Annotated in this window: 20 protein-coding genes and 2 pseudogenes; 9 read left to right on the forward strand and 13 right to left on the reverse strand. The window is 49.4% G+C overall.

Features of this window, described 5'->3' with window-relative positions; genetic code table 11:
* Nucleotides 1-11: 11 nt before the first annotated feature.
* Both L3556_RS06865 and L3556_RS06870 read right to left on the reverse strand, forming a co-directional pair.
* The gene (locus tag L3556_RS06865) at nt 12-407 is read right to left on the reverse strand and encodes a DUF6375 family protein (RefSeq protein WP_277866561.1); all 396 of its coding nucleotides are present in this window, start codon (nt 405-407) and stop codon (nt 12-14) included.
* Nucleotides 404-1,354, reverse strand: a complete 951-nt coding sequence (locus tag L3556_RS06870; RefSeq protein WP_277866562.1) for a radical SAM protein — start codon at nt 1,352-1,354, stop codon at nt 404-406. Before L3556_RS06870 ends, L3556_RS06865 begins: the two co-directional genes overlap by 4 nt.
* Nucleotides 1,355-1,997: 643 nt before the next feature.
* On the opposite strand from L3556_RS06870, the gene recJ reads away from it, so the two are divergent.
* A complete protein-coding gene (recJ, locus tag L3556_RS06875; RefSeq protein ID WP_277866563.1) occupies nt 1,998-4,343 on the forward strand; it encodes a single-stranded-DNA-specific exonuclease RecJ in 2,346 nt (781 codons plus the stop codon).
* A 16-nt stretch (nt 4,344-4,359) separates the two neighbouring features.
* On the opposite strand, the gene L3556_RS06880 is transcribed toward recJ, so the two are convergent.
* Entirely contained in the window at nt 4,360-4,680 is a 321-nt protein-coding gene (locus tag L3556_RS06880; protein ID WP_277866564.1) for a DUF5615 family PIN-like protein, read from the reverse strand.
* Nucleotide 4,681: 1 nt separating this feature from the next.
* The gene (locus L3556_RS06885) at nt 4,682-4,900 is read right to left on the reverse strand and encodes a DUF433 domain-containing protein (protein WP_277866565.1); all 219 of its coding nucleotides are present in this window, start codon (nt 4,898-4,900) and stop codon (nt 4,682-4,684) included.
* 191 nt (nt 4,901-5,091) lie between these two features.
* On the opposite strand from L3556_RS06885, the gene L3556_RS06890 reads away from it, so the two are divergent.
* Nucleotides 5,092-5,253 carry a hypothetical protein gene (locus L3556_RS06890; protein WP_277866566.1) on the forward strand — a complete coding sequence of 54 codons (162 nt, stop codon included), beginning with the start codon at nt 5,092-5,094 and terminating at the stop codon, nt 5,251-5,253.
* A gap of 130 nt (nt 5,254-5,383) precedes the next feature.
* Here L3556_RS06890 and L3556_RS06895 read toward each other — a convergent pair whose 3' ends face one another.
* The 3 genes from L3556_RS06895 to L3556_RS06905 all read right to left on the reverse strand — a co-directional run bounded on the left by L3556_RS06895 (nt 5,384) and on the right by L3556_RS06905 (nt 7,238).
* Nucleotides 5,384-5,740 (reverse strand): ArsR/SmtB family transcription factor, encoded by a 357-nt coding sequence (locus L3556_RS06895; RefSeq protein ID WP_277866567.1) that lies wholly within the window; start codon nt 5,738-5,740, stop codon nt 5,384-5,386.
* 87 nt (nt 5,741-5,827) lie between these two features.
* Nucleotides 5,828-6,961 (reverse strand): LamG domain-containing protein, encoded by a 1,134-nt coding sequence (locus L3556_RS06900; protein ID WP_277866568.1) that lies wholly within the window; start codon nt 6,959-6,961, stop codon nt 5,828-5,830.
* 91 nt (nt 6,962-7,052) lie between these two features.
* On the reverse strand, nt 7,053-7,238 hold the full coding sequence (locus L3556_RS06905) for a CbtB domain-containing protein (protein ID WP_277866569.1): 186 nt from the start codon (nt 7,236-7,238) through the stop codon (nt 7,053-7,055).
* Nucleotides 7,239-7,502: 264 nt separating this feature from the next.
* Here L3556_RS06905 and fabG point away from each other — a divergent pair, with 264 nt between their 5' ends.
* A complete protein-coding gene (fabG, locus tag L3556_RS06910; protein WP_277866570.1) occupies nt 7,503-8,237 on the forward strand; it encodes a 3-oxoacyl-[acyl-carrier-protein] reductase in 735 nt (244 codons plus the stop codon).
* On the opposite strand, the gene L3556_RS06915 is transcribed toward fabG, so the two are convergent.
* Nucleotides 8,234-9,211: an SWIM zinc finger family protein gene (locus L3556_RS06915; RefSeq protein WP_277866571.1), complete on the reverse strand. Its 978-nt coding sequence runs from the start codon at nt 9,209-9,211 to the stop codon at nt 8,234-8,236. The two genes, fabG and L3556_RS06915, sit on opposite strands and share 4 nt — an antisense overlap.
* Nucleotides 9,212-9,312: 101 nt before the next feature.
* On the opposite strand from L3556_RS06915, the gene L3556_RS06920 reads away from it, so the two are divergent.
* The 5 genes and pseudogenes from L3556_RS06920 to L3556_RS06940 all read left to right on the forward strand — a co-directional run bounded on the left by L3556_RS06920 (nt 9,313) and on the right by L3556_RS06940 (nt 16,384).
* The gene (locus L3556_RS06920; protein WP_277866572.1) at nt 9,313-10,011 is read left to right on the forward strand and encodes a class I SAM-dependent methyltransferase; all 699 of its coding nucleotides are present in this window, start codon (nt 9,313-9,315) and stop codon (nt 10,009-10,011) included.
* 134 nt (nt 10,012-10,145) lie between these two features.
* Nucleotides 10,146-12,299, forward strand: coding sequence for a lytic transglycosylase domain-containing protein (locus tag L3556_RS06925; RefSeq protein ID WP_277866573.1), 2,154 nt, complete (start codon nt 10,146-10,148; stop codon nt 12,297-12,299).
* A 216-nt stretch (nt 12,300-12,515) separates the two neighbouring features.
* Nucleotides 12,516-13,574, forward strand: a complete 1,059-nt coding sequence (gene psbD / locus L3556_RS06930) for a photosystem II D2 protein (photosystem q(a) protein) (protein ID WP_277866574.1) — start codon at nt 12,516-12,518, stop codon at nt 13,572-13,574.
* 191 nt (nt 13,575-13,765) lie between these two features.
* Nucleotides 13,766-15,241, forward strand: a complete 1,476-nt coding sequence (locus tag L3556_RS06935; protein ID WP_277866575.1) for a glycoside hydrolase 100 family protein — start codon at nt 13,766-13,768, stop codon at nt 15,239-15,241.
* A 62-nt stretch (nt 15,242-15,303) separates the two neighbouring features.
* A pseudogene (locus L3556_RS06940) lies at nt 15,304-16,384 on the forward strand (AI-2E family transporter).
* An 18-nt stretch (nt 16,385-16,402) separates the two neighbouring features.
* Here the strand turns inward: L3556_RS06940 and L3556_RS06945 are convergent.
* Genes L3556_RS06945 through L3556_RS06955 form a run of 3 tightly spaced genes read right to left on the reverse strand, consistent with a single transcriptional unit; the run spans nt 16,403 to nt 19,722 of the window.
* Nucleotides 16,403-17,299, reverse strand: a complete 897-nt coding sequence (locus L3556_RS06945) for an N-acetylmuramoyl-L-alanine amidase (RefSeq protein ID WP_277866576.1) — start codon at nt 17,297-17,299, stop codon at nt 16,403-16,405.
* A gap of 7 nt (nt 17,300-17,306) precedes the next feature.
* Entirely contained in the window at nt 17,307-17,492 is a 186-nt protein-coding gene (locus L3556_RS06950; RefSeq protein WP_277866577.1) for a hypothetical protein, read from the reverse strand.
* Between the two features lie 58 nt (nt 17,493-17,550).
* The gene (locus L3556_RS06955) at nt 17,551-19,722 is read right to left on the reverse strand and encodes a CHASE2 domain-containing serine/threonine-protein kinase (protein WP_277866578.1); all 2,172 of its coding nucleotides are present in this window, start codon (nt 19,720-19,722) and stop codon (nt 17,551-17,553) included.
* Between the two features lie 122 nt (nt 19,723-19,844).
* On the opposite strand from L3556_RS06955, the gene L3556_RS06960 reads away from it, so the two are divergent.
* A complete protein-coding gene (locus tag L3556_RS06960) occupies nt 19,845-20,654 on the forward strand; it encodes a DUF1997 domain-containing protein (protein ID WP_277866579.1) in 810 nt (269 codons plus the stop codon).
* Here L3556_RS06960 and L3556_RS06965 read toward each other — a convergent pair.
* Nucleotides 20,638-21,246, reverse strand: a pseudogene (locus L3556_RS06965) (bifunctional 4-hydroxy-2-oxoglutarate aldolase/2-dehydro-3-deoxy-phosphogluconate aldolase); the annotation flags it as partial. The gene L3556_RS06960 and the pseudogene L3556_RS06965 overlap by 17 nt on opposite strands.
* Nucleotides 21,200-21,607, reverse strand: a complete 408-nt coding sequence (locus L3556_RS16300) for a GNAT family N-acetyltransferase (RefSeq protein WP_422110753.1) — start codon at nt 21,605-21,607, stop codon at nt 21,200-21,202. The pseudogene L3556_RS06965 and the gene L3556_RS16300, both read right to left, overlap by 47 nt.
* Between the last annotated feature and the right edge of the window lie 15 nt (nt 21,608-21,622).

The following is a 21,622-nucleotide window of genomic DNA, read 5'->3' on the forward strand; positions in this document are numbered from 1 at the left end:
ATCTTAAAAGTCTATTTACCCCGACCATAATCAGTATCTGGGTAATCATGAGCTGAAAAAATCTCAATTTTTGCTCCTCTATCAATCATAAGCTTGATAAAAGCAGAAACGTCCGATTCATCAGTAGTTAGAATCAATTTGTCTTCTTCTATTCGAGTGCTTATGTCATACAAAAATTGCTCAAGTTCCAGAGGCCCAAGAGTATAGATATTTGCATCCTTTAAAAGAGCAAAAACTTCATCCTCAAATCGGTTTCGAGTTCTGCCAACTTCTATTTTGTCAGTAAACTTTTCAGTAAGCTGGTCAATTGTTTGTTTGGTTTTTCTCGCGTCATCAACGCTCTTAAACTGCCCAATCATCACTAGATTCATTGAGTGCTCAGATCCATAGCCACGCCAAACTTTCATGAAGTCACCTCCTGGTTGCTTGTAGCTAACTTATAAAGTGCTGGCATCACTCTATCTTCAGTAATCCGAACACCGTCGGTACTATATGAGGTTCGTTTCAAAATTCCTGAAGCATCTATGTGGGCAAAAGCCTCTAATCCTGTTTCCGCAATAAGGGGATTACAGGTCGGAAGTCCATCAGCACCACTCTCGCTGACTGCAAGGGGAATAAATCCACGGTAGTTAGCCACCCATTCTTGCAATATCCTACGAGTATCGCTATCAATCCCGCTAGTTCTTAGAGTGGCTTCTTCAGGCAAGAGTAAGAATTCAGAGCAGCCAAATTCCTCCGCGAGATCAATAGCTTTATCAAGATCATCAATAGTTTTCGAGTTAACCACAAAGTTGATGCCAAATGGAAAACTTTTACTAAGTGCCCTGATACGTTGAATCAAGGTAGCAAAAAGTCTTCCTCGGAGAGATTCATAGGTGGCTTCAACCCCATCCATACTCACTCTGATGAAATTCACATTCCCTGCAAGATCTTTAAGAAGTCGATCGCTGAGATGATGGGCATGAGTGGTCATGGTAACAGCCAAACCCGTTTTTTCGGCTGTGTACGAGCAGAGTTCTGCGAGCCGAGGATACAGAGTTGGTTCCCCACCCCCGAAGCCCACACCAATGCAACCATTAGCATCTAAATCAGTTAGCCAATTCGTTAACCGCTCAAAATTCAACACGGCAGGATTTTTCGGTGCGTAGCAGTGAGGGCATGCAAGATCGCAAGCATTTGTCAATGCAATTGACACCTGGCGTGGAGCATTCGACCACATACTTGGAGGTAAACTGATTTCATTTACTAAGAGATTCAAGCCAGTGTTTCGATTGAATAAATGTAAACCTGCGGCTCCGAAACGAATCTTTAAGTGGGAAGTAGTATTGATAGAGAGTTTATTGACTGTAAACATATTAGAAACTTAGAGCCAATCCTTACAACCGTTAGTCCAGTTAAAAACGTACAAAGCTATTAAATGGTGAGTAAAATCCCAGTGGACTAGGCTCACAAAACATAGAGGTTTACGAAAATAGTATAGATAACTTTTGACTCGTCACCAAGAAAAATATTCTCTAAGTACTTTTTATCGCGATAATGTGTGCAGCTAACGGCATAGTTCAGCGGCGGTGAAGGACGATCGCCCCGTGACATAGCTCTATGGATACCGTCCGTTGCAACGCGGTGTTAGGCTGAGGTGCGGATTAGAGGGTCGCTCAACCTAGTATTCCAGTATAGACATAAATCTTGCAACTGGGGCGAGATCGAGATTGCTCTTCACGACAGGTGCGCTGACAAGACCCATGGTCTCCAAGTGATCAGTAATGAGAGCGCAGCAGCATAACTACGTATTAGACCGCAAGCGCAAGATAACTCCTTCTGAGAGGTTTCAGTTCTAAATGCGAAGGTCAAGAATTTATTTCTACTATTTTTATATATCCTTTACAATAATGTACTGCTAGATGCGGGGAACCGAGCACTCACCTAACCAGCACTTGCACAGAGCCATCGGTACATACTGATGCTGAATTATACTTTATCTGTTGCCTGTGAAATGCGTGCCGATCTACAACTACCTAGGAGCGATCGCCATGGTGATGTGGCAACGGGTTAGCGATGACTTAGCCCCTGCGGATTTTGTAACAGCCGTTCAAGCCATGGACCCCGAGGCAGGGAACTATACGGCCCAGCTTCTTTGGCAACGGGGCTATCGTGATATTCGTGAACTCAGTGGCTTTTTTGATCCTGGGAACTATACCCCTACCTCAGCCTTGGCTTTTCCAGAGATGGCGGCGGCCCTCGCCCGGCTTCAGCAGGCCCAAGAACGTCAGGAAAAAGTTGTCATTTGGGGAGACTTTGATGCCGATGGTGTAACGGCAACGGCGGTGCTATGGCAGGGGTTAGGTCAATTTTTTACTCCCCATACCCACCTAACGTACTACATTCCCAACCGACTCAAGGAATCCCATGGTCTCTCAAAAGCAGGATTAGAGAGCCTGGCCCAGGCCAGTTGTCAGTTAATTATTACCTGTGACACGGGCAGCAGTGATGCCACGGAAATTGCCTATGCCCAGACCTTAGGCATGGATGTCATTGTCACCGATCACCACACCATGCCCACTGACCCCCTAGGGGCGATCGCCCTGATTAATTCCCGCCAGTTTCCCCAAGATCATCCCCTCCGCCATCTATCGGGCGTGGCCGTAGCCTATAAACTCATAGAGGCCCTGTACCACGTCTGGCCCGAACAGGTACAGGAACCCCTAGACCATCTGTTAGATTTGGTGGCCATTGGCCTGATTGCGGATCTAGTTGAACTGCGGGGAGATTGCCGTTACCTTGCCCAGCGGGGCATTGCCCAACTCCAAAAAAGTCAACGGCCGGGGATCCGGCTGCTCCTGGATCGGTGTAAAGCCAAGGGCGATCGGGCCACTGATATTGGTTTTGGTCTGGGACCGCGGATTAATGCCGTTAGTCGCATCTATGGGGATGCGGGGCTAGTGGTGGATCTGCTGACCAGCAAGGATGAGAAATACTGCCGTAATTTAGTCAATCAAGTGGAATTGGCTAACGATCGCCGTAAGGCTCTCCAAAAGGATGTGTTCCAAGATGCCTGCACCCAGGTGGAACGGTTGGATCTGTCCACAACTCGGGTGATTATTTTAATGGATGATCAATGGCCCGCTGGCGTGTTGGGATTAGTCGCCGGGCAACTCACCCAGGAGTATGGTCGTCCCGTGATTTTACTCAATGGGAATGGAGAGAACCCGGAAACAGCTATGGCCGCAGGTTCAGCCCGATCCTATGGCGGCATTGATCTCTATGAATTGTTTCACAGCCATGGCCATCTCCTGGATCGCTATGGTGGCCATCCCTTTGCTGCTGGTTTACGTTTGCCGGTGCGGAATATTTCCCTATTGCAGGCTGCCTTGAATCAATCCCTAGGGGAAACCTTGGATATTCCTAACTTTGGCGAGAAGGTGATTACCATTGATCTGGAAGTGAAGGTTCATGAGTTAGGCCAGGCCCTTTTTCGAGAACTCTATTTGCTAGAACCCTACGGTATGGGCAATCCTGTACCCAAATTACTCCTAAAAAATGTCACCCTCACGAAAATCCAACAACTAACCACTAAAGATAGTCGGGGTAAGAGACAAAATTATAGTTTCACCACCTTTGAGTTTGATCGCCGTGCCGCTAACTTACCCAACTTCGATGGCATTGCCTGGAATTATAAAGCAGTGGATTTTCCCAAGGGGCCCTGCGATCTGGTGATTGAATTAGGGATTGACGCAAAAAGGAAAGTTTATCAGGCTCGAGTGATTGATATTCATCCCAGCCAAACCCTGGAAGTAACGACGGCCACGGATACCCTAGATTGGCTATGGGATTACCGGCAAAAGCCCTTCCCCAAACTAAAAACCCCCGTGCTGATGATGCGCCAATGCCCCCAAAGCTGGCAGGACTGGCGGGACTGGTTCCAACGGGCCCAAGCGGAAAATCTGCCCCTGATGTTGGCCTATCCGCTCCCCCAATTGTCTCCGCCGGAGCATACCTGGAGAATATTCGTTGGCACGATCAAATACCTAAGCCATCACCGCGAACCTGTCAGTCGTTCTGAGTTAAAACTGCGCCTGAATCTGGGCGATCGCTCCCTAGACCTGGGGTTACGGGTCTTACTAGTCCTAGGGATTCACATTGAAACGGATCGGGATCCTGGACATCGGGATGATCTGGACATAATCTATCGATTTACCTGGCCCCAAGCTCCCAGCTATAACATGCCATCTAGTGGGACGGCCCTTGAGCAGTTTTTCGAGGCCCTCAGGGAAGAGCAGTTTCGTTACCGCTATTTTGGGTCAATTCCCCTTAATACCTTGAAAAAAGTATTATCAACGGGTTAGACCTCCAATCTCAACGTTAAATGCTGACCACGGTAGCTTGTCCTTTAGCCACGATCCCTAAAATAGCTAAAACTTGATGTGCTAGAGGTTTGAGATCAGCTAAACGATTGGATGGTGCTTGCAAAACAATTACCGCAATATCAAACTGCGGTAAATTTTGTTGGAATGACAGATTCCGATCAACGGTAATGAAAATATCAAACTCTGCTTCTGCAAGGGCAAGAAGTTTTCCATTCTTGACCCCTGACCATCCCATTTGCGGAACTGTTTTTACTTCGTAGCCAGGAAATTCTCTTGAAAGCCTGCGATCAATACACTCATCCAACAGGAGCTTCATGCTATGCCGCCGTACCAATAACCTGTTTCCCAGCCTCTTCAAGTAGGGCGATGACCTGCTCTCTGGTCACAGTTGGAAATCCATCTAAGAAATCATCTATGGATTCTCCTGCCTTAAGATAGTCCAGTAGCGTTTGAGCAGGAACCCTAGTGCCAGTAAATACTGGAGTGCCGCCCATAATCTCAGGGGATGCACTAATGATTGGGGAGTTCTTAAGCATAGAACTGTGACCTCTGGTTTCCATATCGATATTTTATCAATTCTTTCTGTCCAAAGTAGCTCTAAGTCAGGTAAACGGCGCAGTTTAACAAAGCCCATGTACACCGACCGCTGAAAGTTGTTCTGTTATGATGTAGAGGTTGTCTGCGACGGGTAATGAGCAACGTTAGGTACGATTCAAGGACTTGATGTATGGACGCAGATTTAACGAAGATTTTTGCCAAAAATGGGTTAGTGGATAAGAAAGGGAAGACTATTGATCTACCGGATGATGATGCCGATGGCTGGCGGATGTCGGATATTGGGGTAATCAATTTTGCCTGTGAGTGTAGTCACTGGTGCAAACGGGAGTAGGGATACGAGTTACTACCTGAAGTCCCTGAGCCAACAATCTATGCGGCAATGACTCACCTGACAATAGGCTAACTTGCCCCTGCTTAATCTTTTATTTTAAGCAGCCGCTCACTTTCAATACTTCTGGATATTAGCTAAAATCATCGGATATAAAATTATCAGATAACTGTCCTAAGTACTGAGACTGTTGCCTTAACCGATATTCCAAACTTCGGCAGGCAAGTTCACATAGCTCAAAAATTATGGGATCGGCAATTTCGTAATATACAGTCACTCCCTGGGGATGACGCTTGACTAAGGCTGCCTGCGCTAGGATTTTCAAGTGTTTCGAGACATTTGCCTGTCCCAATCCCGTTGCGGCCATAATTTCCGTGACGTTTTTTGAGCCATCCTTCAGCACACACAACACTTGCAGGCGACTCGGTTCCGATAGCACCTTAAAGTAATCGGCAATATGACGAAGGGCAGCATTGGATAGGCGCAGCATTGAGAATTCGCGAGATTAGTGCTTCTGGATGCCTTGACAGTCTTGGCACTAAAGCAAGGTAGATTTTCAGTGTAGCCTACAGCAGGATTAGCTTCCTAGGGATAGTCTTAAAAACCGACGATGTATGGCCAAACCCACTAGGGTACTCACAAGAAAAATGCCCGTCAAATAGGCCAAGCTAATCAAGCGCACCGATAGGGGCGGGGCGATCGCCTCAACATCAATATCCTGACCCACTTGTAGAGTTGACCCATTCCCATTCATTTCTGCTATGACCCGATGGGGTGCGCCATCAAAAAACTGCTGGCCCCACGTCACATCCCCTTGGCGATCGCTCAGTCCTGTAAAGCTAAAGGTTTCCCGGCCATGATCCAGATCAATGGTTTTCACCTGCACGGGCATATTGGCTTCTGGATTCCCCGTTGTCAGATTTTGAATGTGAATCCGTTGCTGGGCCAGTTGTCCCACCTGGGTAAGTTGATCTCCAGTAATTTGCAATTCGAGGTTATTGGATTGCTCCACTGGGGCGGCATTGATCAACTCTTCATCAAAACTGTGATCATGATGGGGATGGGCTGAGGCAACTTCCGCACTAATATTGACATACAGCAACGTGGCGATCGCCACCACAATCACCCCACTTAGAAGCAACTGTACCCGTTGGGGCACAACCTCCCCCGATTCCAGGGTTTGATCACCACCAATCAACCATCCTCCCCCTAGACCGGCAAGGATCAAAATAGCAATTAAAATCCCACCGTTTCGATACTTGACTGGGTTTTCGGGTACGGCTAATTCGAGGGACTGCTGAAAGGGTTGCCATGCCCCTGGTTGAGTCGGGATGAGGGCCACATTCAAACGATAATTCCCCCGAATCGGCATCACTTGGGCAAACGTAACAATTCCCGTTGGGGCTTGGGTCGTCAGTTCTAGGAGGGTTGTTCCCTCAACAATCGGAAAATCAGAGGATAACCATGGGGTTTTAGGGGGGGTGAGTAATTGGATATTAAATTCAGCGTCATTTAAGGGATGCCCGGTAGCATCCTTGGCCTGTAGGCTAATCTGTACCGGCTCGCCATTGGGAGTAATTTGGTTCAAACTCGGCGTGGTGTGAAACTCTACCCTAGATTGATTCCCCAGGGACGGTGGGATAGCTAAACTCAAGCCAACCCAGAGGATGCTTGCAACCAGAGCCAACCCCAAATAGCGAAATTTTTGCATATCCTACCCTAGTATTTATCCAATCCTAAAATTTAGCCATATTAAGCCGTCCTAGATGGAGCCAGAAGGCAGTTACCTAACGCATTTTACCCTAGTGGCAGGAAACTCCCATGGTATTGTGGCGGGTTGTGTGCAGGGCATCATGAACCGGGGGATAGGTACTGAAGAAAAGTGTCCAGAGAATGAGGGAAGACAGGCTCGTAAGGAGGGTAATCTGGACAGGAACGGAGAGGGTGATCTGTTTTGTCCGTTGCCAAAGAGAAGTTGAAGCTGCCATCTTATGTCTTTTCCTCGTCAGAGCCGATGAGTTTGATTGATTATACCAAGCAGCTCGAGGTTTTCATTCATTTATGGGAAGCCGGTCTGGGGATCAGTCTCAAAACCTATCGCCCTCAAACCGATCAGAACCTTGTCATCAAAACCTTGTTTTGTGATCCCCTTCTCTGGGAGGATCTGGACAATTCATTGAATGATCCAATCCTTCAATGATCGAAGGTGTATCGAATATTTAAGTTTAGTAAGTTAGTGGGAGTCTCATAACGTGAGTGAACAGGTTGCCATTGTTACAGGAGCTTCTCGGGGTATTGGGCGGGCGATCGCCCTGGATTTAGCCAGTACCGGAGCCAAGGTTGTTGTTAATTATGCCCGTTCCCAGGAGGCAGCAGGCCAAGTTGTTGCCGAGATTCAACAGCAGGGAGGCACGGCGATCGCCCTTGGTGCGGATGTTTCCAATGCTGAACAGGTGGAATCCTTGGTGACAACCGTCATGGAACAATGGGGGCAAGTGGATATTTTGGTGAATAATGCCGGCATTACCAAAGATACGCTGCTATTGCGAATGAGCCTTGAGGATTGGCAGGCCGTCATTGACTTAAACCTAACCGGGGTGTTTCTCTGTACCCGTCAAGTGAGTAAACTTATGCTTAAACAACGCCGGGGGCGGATTATTAATATTGCTTCCGTCGCAGGTCAAATGGGAAACCCGGGCCAGGCAAACTACAGTGCGGCCAAGGCAGGGGTGATTGGCTTCACTAAAACCGTCGCCAAGGAACTGGCCAGTCGGGGGATTACCGTCAACGCCGTGGCTCCCGGATTCATTGCCACAGAAATGACCGCCAACCTCAAGGCCGATGAGATTCTCAAATTCATTCCCCTGGGACGCTATGGCCAAGCGGAGGAAGTGGCGGGCATGGTGAAATTCCTAGGAACCGATCCTGCCGCCGCCTATATCACCGGGCAAGTCTTTAATGTGGATGGGGGGATGGTCATGGCCTAGGAATTAGGAGACCCTTGATTCGTCATGGCCATCATCAGGGCAGATTGGCTGGCAATTTGATAAATTTCCTTGAGGTGAGCCATGACTAAGGCCTGTTCCTGGGGTTCTGGATGGGGAATATCATCCAAGAGGGTTAAAACCGTTTCACTCGTAGCAGCGGGGGCAATCACCACTAAGTCTGTGGGTAAGTCTTCGGAGTAGTTCCAGAAGCGATCGCCCAGATGGGGAGGATGGTAGTCCGTGGACTCTACGTCTAGGGGTTCCGATTCAACGGTGCTGCCAGTACGCAGTTGCCGCAGGCGGGTCATAATCTCGGCCTTTGTCTGTCCCCGCAGTTGAAATAAGATAAAGGGATCTTGGTTAAAATAGCGGCCCAGCAAATAATATACCGCCCCAATATGCTTACAGGGGTTCACCGGATCCGGACAATCACAATTACTGTGAATATCAAACTTACTAAAGGGAAATAGACTCAGCCCAGCATTGGTAAATACTGTCTCAATGGCCATGGGCATTTCACCCGCCAATAACTTCGCACTGTAGAACGCCTGTCCCGCTAAGGCTTCAACCACAAATTGCCATTCCTCATCACTGAAGGCATCCAAATAGAGTTCTACGTTATAGGGGTCAGGGGCCGTTCCCTGAACCGTTGCTTGAACCTTTTCCCCCTGAAACTCTAAGCTTAAAACCCGCCCTTCCCGCACATAGATTCGCGCCCGCTCCATCCGCCGCCGCCAACCAAAGGATTCTAAAACATCAATCCAGCGTTGGCTCCACCATTGATTGTTGGAGTGATTGTTAGATACATTCGTTGGTTCAGATGCCGATGATGGGGAGGCAACCCCGAGGGAATCAGGCGAACGGGTCTCTGCTGAACTATTTTGGGCTGCGGTGTTTTGGCTGTCCTGAACGGTTCTTTTTTCCTTTAGACTGGCAGCTTTGCGAGTGATTTTAAGAATTTGAGGTTGTTTCATAAAAATCGATTTAACATTCAATTAAGACTGACTATGGTACGATGGTGAGTCAAATGTCACATTAGTCCTTCAGTACTACATTAAACTACCTAAATCAAACAATGACTGAAATTCACCAAAAAGAGACTAATCCTAGTTATGGTAGAATTGACCATTATGTAAGCGACAAGGGTCAAGCTTACTTTCAATGGCAAGCTGAGGATGGGCTGACCCAGGCAAATTATAACAAGCATATTTGGCAAAACTATGTCTTAGAAACAGATGATGTTTTAGATTTTGGCTGTGGAGGTGGTTTTTTACTCAATGCCCTCCAAGCCCATAAAAAAGTAGGTGTGGAAATCAATCCCCATGCCCGCAAAAATGCCGCAGAACTGGGTATCGATGTTTACGCAACGATTGAGGAGGTCTCTGGAGCCTTTGATAAGGTGATTAGTAGTCATGCCCTTGAGCATGTCCCCCATCCCCGTCAAGCGATCCTGGCCCTTAAGGAAAAGTTAAAAGACCAACAAAGCCGCATGATTCTTCTTTTGCCCTTGGATGATTGGCGTTCAAGCTACAACCGAGAATATAAAGCCAATGATGTGAATATGCATTTATATACTTGGACACCGCAATTATTGGGTAACTTGCTCAGTTCCTGTGATATGCGGATTGAAATGATCAAGGTGATTAATCATGCCTGGCCACCGAAAAAAGAACTCCTGTGGCAACTTTCTCCCCAACTGTTTCATTTAGCTGCCACAGCCTGGTCTGTGATCAGCAAGCAAAGGCAATTGTTGGCAATAGCAACGTTAGCTTAAGCCGCAGAAGCCCCATTGTCGGGCATGGTCAAGGGCTAGGATAAACGTTAAGTGAGTTGACTGACGATTCTATGGCTAGCAACCGGCCTGCTCGATAAGGCGATCGCCCTTTCTCTCCTCTCTCAAAAAAATTTATGAAGAAGCCGACAACGCCCCTCAAGTCTCGTTTAGAGTCTCTTGTTGCCCAGAATTCCCCCTTTGCCCATTTACGTCGTTGGTCGGTGGGGGTGGGGATTGTATTGGTGGCGATCGCCGGTGGTGGGGCCTGGTATTTATGGCAACAGTCGCCAATGTCTGCCCCCAGTTCCTTCTACCATTTAGCGATTCAGTCTCCAGAACAACGCCAGGATCAACTCTTGCAAATCGCCCAGGGGGAGCCTGGCCGGGAGCGAGATCGGGCCCACTATTTATTGGCGGTAGATGCCCTCGACAAGGATCAACCCGAGGATGCAATTCGCTGGCTCAAGGCCCTGGAAATGTCCTATCCGCCGATGACGGCCCCCATTTTAGTCTTGCGGGCAGAGGCCTATCGTCGCTTAGATGATTTTAATCAGGCGCGATCTATCTGGGAAGACCTGTTGCGCCGATACCCCGATCAACCGGAGGCGGCGGTGGCCCTTTTGGCCTTGAACAATCCCGATGCAGCGATCGCCCGATTTCCCCAACATCCCCTAGTGGTCGAGTTTGCCCGGCAACAACTGGCCGAAAATTCCGATCAATTACCCTTGTTGGTATTGATTGCCCGCCATGGGTTACATTTGCCCGATTATGGCAACTACCTGGAACTTCTCACAAAAAGCTATGCCGATGAACTTACTCCAGAGGATTGGGAAGCTATCGCCTTTGGGTATTGGGAAAAACTAAACTATAAAAGTGCCGGTCAGGCCTATAGCCAGGCTCCCCCCAGCCCCCTGAATCTCTATCGGGCTGGCCGTGGCTTGCAATTGGGCCAAGAGAAAGAGGCGGCGATCTCTGCCTACCAGAAATTAATCACGGCCCATCCCCAAAGTTCTGAGTCTGCCCTGGCCTGGCTGCGTTTAGCCCAAATCAATGAAAATCCCCAGGAAAAACTGCAACTTCTCGACCGGGCGATCGCCACGGCGGATACGGCCAACCGCCCTGATCTGACGGGAGATGCCCTCAAGGAAAGGTTTTTAGTTTATGAATCCCTGAAAGCGACCGCAGAAGCCACCCAGACCCAAAAGCAACTCCTGGATCGTTTTGGCCAGACCCCTGGGGCCGCAGAACTGCGCTGGATGCTGGCCGATCGCTACGGAAAGCAAGCCAACTGGGATCAGGCGCGCCATTGGGCCAAGGAACTGGTTAAACATAATCCCACCAGTGATCTTGCACCCCGGGCTGCCTTTTGGGATGGGTTATGGGCCCAAGCCGCAGGCAAGGGCAGTGAAATTAAACCCGCCTGGAATCACCTACGCCAAGCCTATCCCCATTCCTACTATGCCTGGCGGGCCGCCGGTTTGAGCCAAGAACCTGTGGGTCAATTTAGTACCATCAGTCAACTTCAGCCCAGGGTGGATCCCCAGCGATTTGAGCGACTCCCCCTAATGGCTGGCTCAGAAACTCTCCAAGAACTTTACCTCCTGGGTCAGTCCCAACCCGCCTGGGAACGATGGCAGTGGGAATTTCGCAATCGGGTTGAACCCTCCGGCCCTGAGCAACTCAGCGATGGTCTGATCCGCATGGGAGTGGGTGAGTATCTCGATGGCATTTTTATGCTGGAAAATCTTGGCCAGCGATCGCAACGGGAGCCAGACATCGCTCAATTCTTTGATTCCATTCGCACTGATCCCCGCTATTGGTACGCCCTCTATCCCCTACCCTACTGGGACACCGTAGAAAAATGGGCCACCTCCCGTAACCTGAACCCCCTACTGGTGATGGGTCTGATCCGCCAGGAATCTAGGTTTCAAAAAGATATTCAATCCATTGCCGGAGCTGCTGGCCTAATGCAAGTGATGCCGGAAACCGCGGAGTGGATTGCCGATCGGGCCCAAATTGAGTCCTATGACCTGAATGATCCCGAGGACAGTATTCGCCTCGGCACCTGGTATTTAGATCACACCCTCAAACTCTATGACCAAGATGCCCTCTTAGCCTTGGCCGGATACAATGCGGGCCCCGGCCATGTGGATGATTGGTTAAAGCGGTTTGGCTACACCAGTGCCGATCGCTTTGTGGAATCCATTCCTTTTCCAGAGACCTATGGCTATGTCAAATCGGTATTGGAAAACTATTGGAACTACCTACGTCTCTACAACAATGGGTGACTTAATGGATGATTTAATACATGATTCCTGTCATGTTTTGACGGAAACGTAGTAAAAATGTAACGAAAATGTAATGTTCCCTTTGAAAACTTCAGGGTAGGTTTGCTAGATTAAGAATGTTATGAAGATTCGTAAACTTGCCCCCCTGTTTTTTTATTTTTCGGGGTGTCAGGTTTAGATCTGCTATTTTTCCTAGCACTTTTAGGAGCTTATTATATGACCATAGCGATCGGACGCGCACCAGCAGAGCGGGGGTGGTTTGACATCCTCGATGACTGGCTCAAGCGCGACAGATTTGTCTTCGTGGGTTGGTCGGGTATCCTACTATTTCCCTGCGCCTATTTGGCTCTGGGGGGATGGTTGACCGGCACCACCTTCGTCAGTTCTTGGTATACCCACGGACTGGCTTCCAGTTATCTCGAAGGCTGTAACTTCCTCACCGTTGCAGTCTCAACCCCAGCAAACAGTATGGGACATTCTTTGATCCTATTGTGGGGCCCCGAAGCCCAGGGGGACTTCACCCGTTGGTGTCAATTGGGTGGACTGTGGACTTTTTTGGCGCTCCATGGTGCCTTTGGGCTGATTGGTTTTATGCTACGGCAGTTTGAAATTGCCCGTTTGGTGGGCATTCGTCCCTACAACGCCATTGCCTTCAGCGCACCCATTGCCGTTTTCGTCAGTGTGTTTTTGATGTACCCCTTGGGGCAGTCCGGTTGGTTTTTTGCCCCTAGTTTTGGTGTCGCTGCCATTTTCCGGTTCCTGCTCTTTTTGCAAGGCTTCCACAACTGGACCTTGAATCCCTTCCACATGATGGGGGTTGCCGGGGTCTTGGGCGGTGCTTTGCTGTGTGCCATTCATGGTGCCACGGTTGAGAATACCCTCTTCCAGGATGGAGAAGGTTCTAGTACCTTCCGAGCATTTAACCCAACCCAAGCGGAAGAAACCTATTCGATGGTGACGGCGAACCGGTTCTGGAGTCAGATTTTCGGTATTGCCTTCTCCAACAAACGCTGGCTGCACTTCTTCATGTTATTTGTGCCTGTGACCGGTCTGTGGATGAGTTCCATTGGCATTGTGGGTTTAGCCTTGAACCTGCGCGCCTATGATTTCATCTCCCAGGAGATACGGGCAGCGGAAGACCCAGAATTTGAGACGTTCTACACCAAGAACATTTTGCTCAATGATGGTATCCGTGCCTGGATGGCTCCCCAAGATCAACCCCATGAAAACCTAGTCTTCCCCGAAGAGGTACTGCCCCGTGGTAACGCTCTCTAGGGATTCGTAACGAGATTCGTAACGATTTGTAATGCGTTGACTCATTAATCACGCATTAATTAAAGCCAGTTCGTTGGAAAAATGATAGCAGTGGTCATAATATAAAAGGCTGCTGCTATTTTTTATGTAGCTCTTATATAATCTTGAAGCCCTTCCGTCGATGGGCCTGCCCACCCCGCTGCCGAGTCACTATGTCCTTGAGTTTTGAAGCCTCTGCGATCGCCACGGCCCGCCACCTTCTCTATGAAAAAGCCCTCGTCTATTTTAATCATGAACCCGTTGGCACCATTGCGGCCATCCCCCAAAAAACGCGGGTCTATAAAGATGGCAGATATCAGACCGTCGTTCCAGAAACAGACTTAAACTACACAGAGCTATTTATTCGGGATAATGTCCCCACAACGCTCTTTTTCTTGCTGGATGGCCGGGCGGATATTGCTCGTAATTTTTTAGATACCTGTTTACTCCTCCAGAGCAAGGATATTTATACGGCGGGTATTTTTCCCGCTAGTTTCCATGTTGGCCCCGATCGCCTCACCCCCGATTATGGTCAACGGGCCATTGGTCGGGTTGCCTCGGTGGATGCCACGTTGTGGTGGCTCATTTTGGCCGAAATCTATGTCCAGCGCACCGGCGATCGCGACTGGGCTAAGCAGGATTCGGTGCAGCACGGGATCCGCCAATTTTTACGGCTCCTATTACATCCCGGCTTTCGCGAAGCACCCACCCTCCAGGTTCCCGATGGGGCCTTTATGATTGACCGTCCCTTGGATGTGTGGGGCGCGCCCCTAGAAATTCAAGTGTTGCTCTATGGGGCCCTGATCAGTTCGGCCAGTTTAATTTTGGCCGGCCATGACTACGACTTAACTCCCGATGATCATTGGCGGGTGCAGCAATCCTTAAAACGGGCAATTCGACTACGGCGGTATCTACTCAAACACTACTGGCTGAATACCCGTATTGTCCAAGTATTGCGGCGGCGGCCCACGGATCTCTACGGCGATAGCAGCATTATCAATGAGTACAATATTCGCACAGAAACCATTCCCCATTGGCTGCAACATTGGCTAGGGGAGCAGGGGGGCTATTTGATTGGCAATGTGCGTACCGGTCGCCCGGATTTTCGATTTTTTACCCTGGGGAATTGTTTAGGAGCCATTTTTGATCTGTTAACCCGGAAACAGCAAAAATCTCTTTTTGAACTCATGCTCCATAACCACCAAGAACTCTTTGCGGAGATGCCCCTACGGATTTGCCATCCCCCCCTAGATAACGAAGACTGGCGGAATAAAACTGGCTTTGATCCAAAAAATCAAACCTGGTGCTATCATAATTCCGGTCATTGGCCCTGTTTATTTTGGTTTTTAGTCATTGCCATGATGCGACATCAGGACTATGCAGCGGATGTACCCGAAAGCTATGCCTATCATCGCCTCTTGAAAGATGGCTACGAAACCCTACTCCAGCGATTACCGGAACAGCAATGGGCAGAATATTTTGATGGGCCCACGGGGGTGTGGATTGGTCAACAGGCCCGTACCTACCAAACCTGGACTTTCACCAGTCTCTTGCTCAGTCATCATTTGTTAATTACCCATCCCGGCGATCGCGATCTGATGAATTTACCGTCATTGCGGCAGTTACTCTGTTATCTGCGGCCCAATTAGCTCCATCAGGCATCATTAATTCTCTAAATTTATACCCAAAAACATTTATACCCAAAAACATAATGAGTGAGCCACCCAATTCCCATCCACTTTGGGAGAAATGGAGTAATTCTAGATTAGTTCGCTATTTATTACTCTTTGCCTTGGGCTGGGCGATCACCCAAGTTTTAGTTTATTTTGAAGCGGTTATTATCATTTTCATTTTCTCCGCTGTTTTAGCCTTTTTGCTCCATTATCCTGTCCGTTGGCTGGCCCACTATATTCCCCGCAGTGCCGCCGTCCTCATTGTTTTTTCAATTACCCTTTTAATCCTGGGGGGATTACTGAGTACTCTGGGTTTAGCTATTATTTCCCAAGGGCAGCAACTCCTCAACCAAGCACCGGTTTTCTACAGTGCCGCCATTGAGTTTGTGGAAACAATGCAAGGCTTACTGACCCGTTGGAATCTGAATGTCAACTTTAATGGCATTGAGGATCAAATTCGGGATCAGGTGATTACGGGAGTTGGGTTTGGCTTTAGTACGCTTCAGGGGGTATTAGCCAGTTTACTGGATATGATTATCATTGCAGTGGTTGCTTTTTTCATGCTGTTGGATGGCGGAAAACTTTGGGAATTTATGCTCAAGGCCATTCCCATACACCAGCGTCAAAATTTTACCATTGCGGTTAAACGAAACTTTCTGGGTCTTTTTTTGGGGACGCTTAATTCTTTCTCTATTTTTTGGCGTATCTGTCTTTATTGTTTTATTATTCTTAGATGTTCCCTATGCCTTATTTTTAGCGGCGATCGCCGGTGTTTTTGATCTCATTCCCGGAATTGGAGCCACCCTGGGCATTAGCCTCGTTTCAATTATTTTATTACCTCAGGGTATTTTTCTCAGTCTTAAGGTGCTTGTCAGTTGTGTATTGCTGCAACAGGTGGAGGAAAATTTATTAATGCCACGGGTGATGCAAAACTCGGTTAATCTCAATCCAGTGATTATGTTTCTAGCACTCTTAATGGGAGCTAGGATTGCTGGACTTGTGGGCATATTTTTAGCCATTCCCATTACTGGGGTCGTCATTAGTTTACTCAATATTGATGAAATGCAAAGTAATGGCGAGGCAACGAAGAAAACAAAGGGTTTAGAAAACCCAAGCTAAAAACTCTAAAACTAAAAGTTAAAGTCGAAAATAACGGACAATACCATCGGCGATCGCCACCGCAAGGGCCTGGCGATGTTCGGGTCGAGCTAGGTTTCGTGCATCTTCCCGGCCCGTCAAAAAACCCACTTCCACTAATACGGCGGGCATGGTGGTATGGCGGAGAACATAAAAACGGGCTTGGCGAACCCCGCGATCGCGCACCTGAACCCGACTCAAAATACTATTATGAATGGCGCGGGCCAGGGGTAAACCCGTTGCGTAATAGTAGGTTTCCAAGCCATTAATATCGGGTCGGGACATACTGAAGGCATTGGCATGGATACTCACAAAGGCGCGGGCATTGACCTGGGCGGCTCGAGAAACCCGTGGGGCTAAATCCAACTCGCGATCGTCATTACGGGTCAAAACTACCTGTACACCCCGCTGTTGCAAGATTCGCGAGAGTTGCTGGGAAATATCTAGGACTACATCCTTTTCCCGCAGGCCACCAATGCCAACGGCTCCGGGATCTCGACCCCCATGGCCCGGATCCACGGCAATCACGACGCGGGCCCGGGGATAGGCAGGAGGATTGGGCACGGCAATTTGAATCGGCTGCGCCCTGGCTACGGCGGATCCCTCTAGGGGTAAAAACTTCGGCAGTTGAATATACCAGCGATTGGGGGCCAGGGCCCGCACCTTTACCTCCTGGGGACGCATGGTATAGTTTGGCCCTAGTTCAATCACAATCCGGGTCACTTGGGGGGTGAACTGCCCCACCCGTACTTCCCGGACAAAATTGCCAATGGATCGCTGGGTCAGGGGCCGGCCAAAGGATGTGCCCGGTAAATCCACCACGAGGCGAGCTGGGTTACTAAGTAACTGGACTTGGGGACGCACCCCCTCCTCTGCCACCATTTCCAGGCGGCCCATGGGCGCGTTAAATCGCCAATAATCTAAACGATTTGCCCAGGCTGGACAAGTATTTAAGAGCCAAAATCCAATGACGCTTAAGGAGCCTAAGCGCAAAAATTTCCATGGCGATCGCCCCATCACTCCCCCCTTCACACCCCGCCGCCATGGATTTCAACCCAATGGTTTTCTGATCCGCCGGTGGCGTAGACATTCTCTGTTTCTTCTAATGGGAAAAAGACGGCTCCATGCAGAATAGAGTTCCAGCTAGGTTAACTGGGCAGGCGGCGCAGCTCTTGGAGGAGGAGATCCACCGATTCGTAGCGATCTGTAAAGTTAAATTTCACCATGCGATTAATAATGCGAGCTAGTTCTGGGCTGACCTGGGTATACTGTTCCCAAGCCAATTCCCCACTGGCTCCATCCCGGGGAATATCCCGCGGCTTGACCCCCGTTAAGGCTTGAATGGCAATCATCCCCACCGCATAAATATCACTATTGAGGCAGGGTTGACCCGATAACTGCTCTGGGGGCGCATAGCCCATCGTGCCAATCACCACCGTACTGCCATCGGTTTTTTCCGTTTCCTGGGGTTTCATTTCTTTCACTGCCCCAAAATCAATCAAGACCAATTTTTGATCCGATTGACGGCGAATAATATTGTCTGGCTTAATGTCCCGGTGGATCACGTAATTGGTATGGACAAAATTGAGAATACCTAAAATATCCCGGAGAAAATCAATAACGACGGTCTCGGGTTGGGGGCGGGCAATTTCGGCGGTAAGGGATTGACCTTCAATAAACTCTTGAACGAGGTAAAATTCTTGGTTTTCTTCCACGTAGGCTAGAAGCAAGGGAATCTGATCATGGCGACCCAGTTTTTCTAAAATCTCCGCCTCTGTATTAAATAACCGCCGGGCAACCTGCATAAAGCGGGCATCGGTACGACCCGGCCGCAGATGTTTGACGACGCAAATGGGTTGACCGGGCCGTTGGGTATCTTTGGCCAAATAGGTGCGGCCAAAACCACCAGCTCCCAGGACTTTTTGAATTTTGTAGCGACCACTCAGGAGAGAACGGGGTTTGCCGGTAATTTCCGTCGGCTCCTGGAGAGCTTGGTTAAGGGCGGCGGTATTATCGGCCATGAGCGATCGCAGCACAGCAAGGGCTTTGTCCTGTTCTGCTACTTTTTCCCGGAAGGATTGCTGTTCCTTTTGGGCTTCATAACCGACGTAGGCGACAATACTACCACTGCTGAGGACCAAACCAATGGCGGCGGGGACCACCGGAATCCACCCTGCCGATCCCACAAATATGCCCCAACTGCCTGCCACCAAAAGGGCGATCGCCGCCAAAACCGCTCCCCCTAAATACAGAGGTTGACGAATCCACCAGGCGAGACTACTGCCCAACCCCGTCCAAACCCCAATCCACACCACTACTAAGGGAAGGGGCCAGTACCAAATGGGGCCGCGACCATCCAGGGCCGCACTGAGAAATTGGCTCACCATTTGCCCATGGACGACCACCCCAGGCATTTGCTGGGCAATGGCATCACTGCCGCTGTAGGGTGTCAGGAAAATATCTTTGACACTGGGGGCAGAGACACCAATTAAGACCACGCGATCGCGGATTAAATCTTCACTGACATTGCCTTCTAGGACATCGGAGAGGGTGACGGTTTTGCTCAGTTGATCCGTATTTCCGCGATAGTTTAATAGCACCTGCATCCCTCGGGCATCCAAGCCCACATAGCCCCCAGGGTTGGGATTTAGGGCAGGAAAATAGGTAGACCCCAAAATAATGCGATCGTCATTAATATCCACATTGACATCCGGTTCCTGATCCAGGTAGATCAGGGAAAGGATAAACCCAAGGGAAAAGGGTGTGGTGCAACGGGTGGCATTACTATTGGAAATTAAGAATAGATTACGGCGAATCACGCCATCGTTATCAATGGGAATGTCGGCAAACCCCACCTGCTCCGGGACGCGATCCGTGGGAATAATGGGTGGGGGTGGAACCTCTGGCTGATCGGTGGTTTCTCCGGCCGCTTTACAGACCGGGACAATTTGGGGATTAGCGGCAAAGAGCGTCGATAGCTCTGGATGGCCCGGCTCCGTTGGTAGATCCCGATAAATATCGAGGCCGATGGCCCGGGGACTGGCTTCATTCAAACGACGCAGAAGATCCGCAATGGTTTGATCACTCAAGGGCCAGGTCTGCTGCTTTTGAATATCCTGTTCCGTGACCAAAACCGTTAGGATCCGTTCATCGGGCGGTAGGCTGGGCCGCGATCGCAGGAACAGGTCATAGAGACTCAATTCACTTTGTTGCAGCCAGCCAAATTGACGCACCCCTGCGACTACGCCTGTTACCACTAGGGTTGTGACTAAAACAGGCATGGCGGTTAGTTTTTTCCAGTTTTGCCAGGGGATTGCCACGGAGATGCCTATAAAAATAGAGAATATGGGCTTTATCTTATCGAAAATTTGGTGACTTGCTATAGAAATCCTGGCTCAAGGTTATAGGCTGAACATAGCCCGCTAGGATCCGTTGGTTTCTTATGTCCGTTGAATATCCAGAGCAGCCCCTTGAGGATGAAAATGAGAATAATGGGACTGATGTGCCTGTTCCCAGTCATCACCACCCGCCCTTTGATTTTCATGCCCGTTTCCATGGTTGGATGGAACTCTATGCCCCCGTCAGCCAGTACGAAGCCTATTTGAATGACCATCGTCAGTGGTTTTATCGCTGCGCCCATCCCATGGCAGCCGAACCCATTGGCGAGAATGGTTATATTTTGACCATTGGCCGCTACGGTTCCTTTGGCTATGAAGTCGAACCGAAGATTGGCCTAAATTTACTCCCGGAAGACGAGGGAGTGTATCGGATTCAGACCATCCCGGTGCCGGATCAACCCTTTTTGAACTATGAGGTGGATTTTCAGGCAGAAAAAGCCCTAAAGCCAGCGATCGCCCAGCCAGAACAGGATCAGGATTTAATTGATCTGGGGGTGAGTCAGTACACCATTGTGGATTGGCAGCTAGATTTATCCGTGAAGGTCTATTTTCCCCGCTTTATTTATCGCCTACCCCATGGACTGATTCAACGCACCGGCGATCGCATTTTGGCGGAAATTGTGAAACAGGTCTCCTATCGTCTCACGGCCAAAGTCCAGGATGATTTTCATCAGACCATTGGTTTGACCCTAGGTAAGCGTTGGCGACGACAGCGATGCCACAATGCCCGCCTTAATCACCCAGCGGACGATCTGGATGCTCTAGATGATCTAGACCCAACACTTGACGGAATCGCTTCACCCGCGCCTGAATTGCCAGCCAATTCTGAGTCGCCACCCACTCAGGAGCCATAAGATCACTACCCACCCCCAGGGCGATCGCCCCCGCCTGAATCAGTTCCGGTGCATTTTCGAGGGTGACACCCCCTGTAGGAATGAGGGGAATGCCCGCGAAGGGCCCCTGTAAATCCCGCAGATACCTCGCTCCGCCCATCACCCCAATCGGAAACACCTTGACGCAGGTTGCCCCCCCTTGCCAGGCTTTTAATATTTCCGTGGGAGTCAAGGCCCCTGGAATAATGGGTACGGCAGCGGTTTTGACATAGCGAATTAAAGACGGATCCGTGTGGGGAGTGAAGATAAATTGAGCCTCGGCGGCGATCGCCTCGGCCGCCATGGTTTCATTGAGGATCGTACCTGCCCCAATCCAAGCCTGGGGAAATCGTTTCCGAAAGTGGCGAACAAGCAAGGCTGGCTCTGGCATATTCCAGGTAACTTCCAGAAGGCGAATCCCCGCTTGAATTAAGACCTCTCCCAGGGCGATCGCCAATTCCGGTTCCCCAACCCGCAGAACGGCAATTAACCGCTCTTGCAGAAGATGTTCTTGCCAGTTGTTCATCTTAAAATGAGGGTAAAGATTTGACAAAGCAGCAATCTCCCAAATCATAGGAATACAGTTTTGGGCACTGGTTTGGGGCCACTTCCCTGTAGCCAAGACGTTTTAAGAGGCGAATGCTCCTCTGATTCATAGGATGAACCGTGGCCCACCACTCTGTTCTGGGTGTAACCGTAGCGAGGTAATCGTGCCACCAAGACATCGCCTCAAAGGCCAATCCCTTTCCCCACCAAGCTTCACCTAATAGGTAGGCAACTTCGCCCCAGGCTCCGTGGCCTGTCGCCTCAAATGGGACGAAGACTTTTAGTTGACATGAAGGTACAAATACAAGATAAATGAAAGAGATCCGCGGGGGTGAGTTTATGAGTGTCAAATGGAATTGTAAATGAGTGTATCCCCATGATTGCCTCACTGATAGCTACGTTCT

This window comes from Candidatus Synechococcus calcipolaris G9, from assembly GCF_029582805.1.
GTDB classification, from domain to species: Bacteria; Cyanobacteriota; Cyanobacteriia; order Thermosynechococcales; family Thermosynechococcaceae; genus Synechococcus_F; species Synechococcus_F calcipolaris.

Bases quoted from the DNA above. Each gene is read 5' to 3' on its own strand.
- L3556_RS06865 (WP_277866561.1), bottom strand. From the start codon at position 407: ATGAAAGTTTGGCGTGGCTATGGATCTGAGCACTCAATGAATCTAGTG.
- psbD (WP_277866574.1), top strand. From the start codon at position 12,516: ATGACCATAGCGATCGGACGCGCACCAGCAGAGCGGGGGTGGTTTGAC.
- L3556_RS06890 (WP_277866566.1), top strand. From the start codon at position 5,092: ATGGACGCAGATTTAACGAAGATTTTTGCCAAAAATGGGTTAGTGGAT.
- L3556_RS06915 (WP_277866571.1), bottom strand. From the start codon at position 9,211: ATGAAACAACCTCAAATTCTTAAAATCACTCGCAAAGCTGCCAGTCTA.
- L3556_RS06885 (WP_277866565.1), bottom strand. From the start codon at position 4,900: ATGCTTAAGAACTCCCCAATCATTAGTGCATCCCCTGAGATTATGGGC.
- L3556_RS06900 (WP_277866568.1), bottom strand. From the start codon at position 6,961: ATGCAAAAATTTCGCTATTTGGGGTTGGCTCTGGTTGCAAGCATCCTC.
- L3556_RS06920 (WP_277866572.1), top strand. From the start codon at position 9,313: ATGACTGAAATTCACCAAAAAGAGACTAATCCTAGTTATGGTAGAATT.
- L3556_RS06905 (WP_277866569.1), bottom strand. From the start codon at position 7,238: ATGGCAGCTTCAACTTCTCTTTGGCAACGGACAAAACAGATCACCCTC.
- L3556_RS06870 (WP_277866562.1), bottom strand. From the start codon at position 1,354: ATGTTTACAGTCAATAAACTCTCTATCAATACTACTTCCCACTTAAAG.
- L3556_RS06880 (WP_277866564.1), bottom strand. From the start codon at position 4,680: ATGAAGCTCCTGTTGGATGAGTGTATTGATCGCAGGCTTTCAAGAGAA.
- L3556_RS06895 (WP_277866567.1), bottom strand. From the start codon at position 5,740: ATGCTGCGCCTATCCAATGCTGCCCTTCGTCATATTGCCGATTACTTT.
- L3556_RS06960 (WP_277866579.1), top strand. From the start codon at position 19,845: ATGTCCGTTGAATATCCAGAGCAGCCCCTTGAGGATGAAAATGAGAAT.
- L3556_RS06945 (WP_277866576.1), bottom strand. From the start codon at position 17,299: ATGGGCCGCCTGGAAATGGTGGCAGAGGAGGGGGTGCGTCCCCAAGTC.
- L3556_RS06925 (WP_277866573.1), top strand. From the start codon at position 10,146: ATGAAGAAGCCGACAACGCCCCTCAAGTCTCGTTTAGAGTCTCTTGTT.
- L3556_RS06935 (WP_277866575.1), top strand. From the start codon at position 13,766: ATGTCCTTGAGTTTTGAAGCCTCTGCGATCGCCACGGCCCGCCACCTT.
- L3556_RS06950 (WP_277866577.1), bottom strand. From the start codon at position 17,492: ATGTCTACGCCACCGGCGGATCAGAAAACCATTGGGTTGAAATCCATG.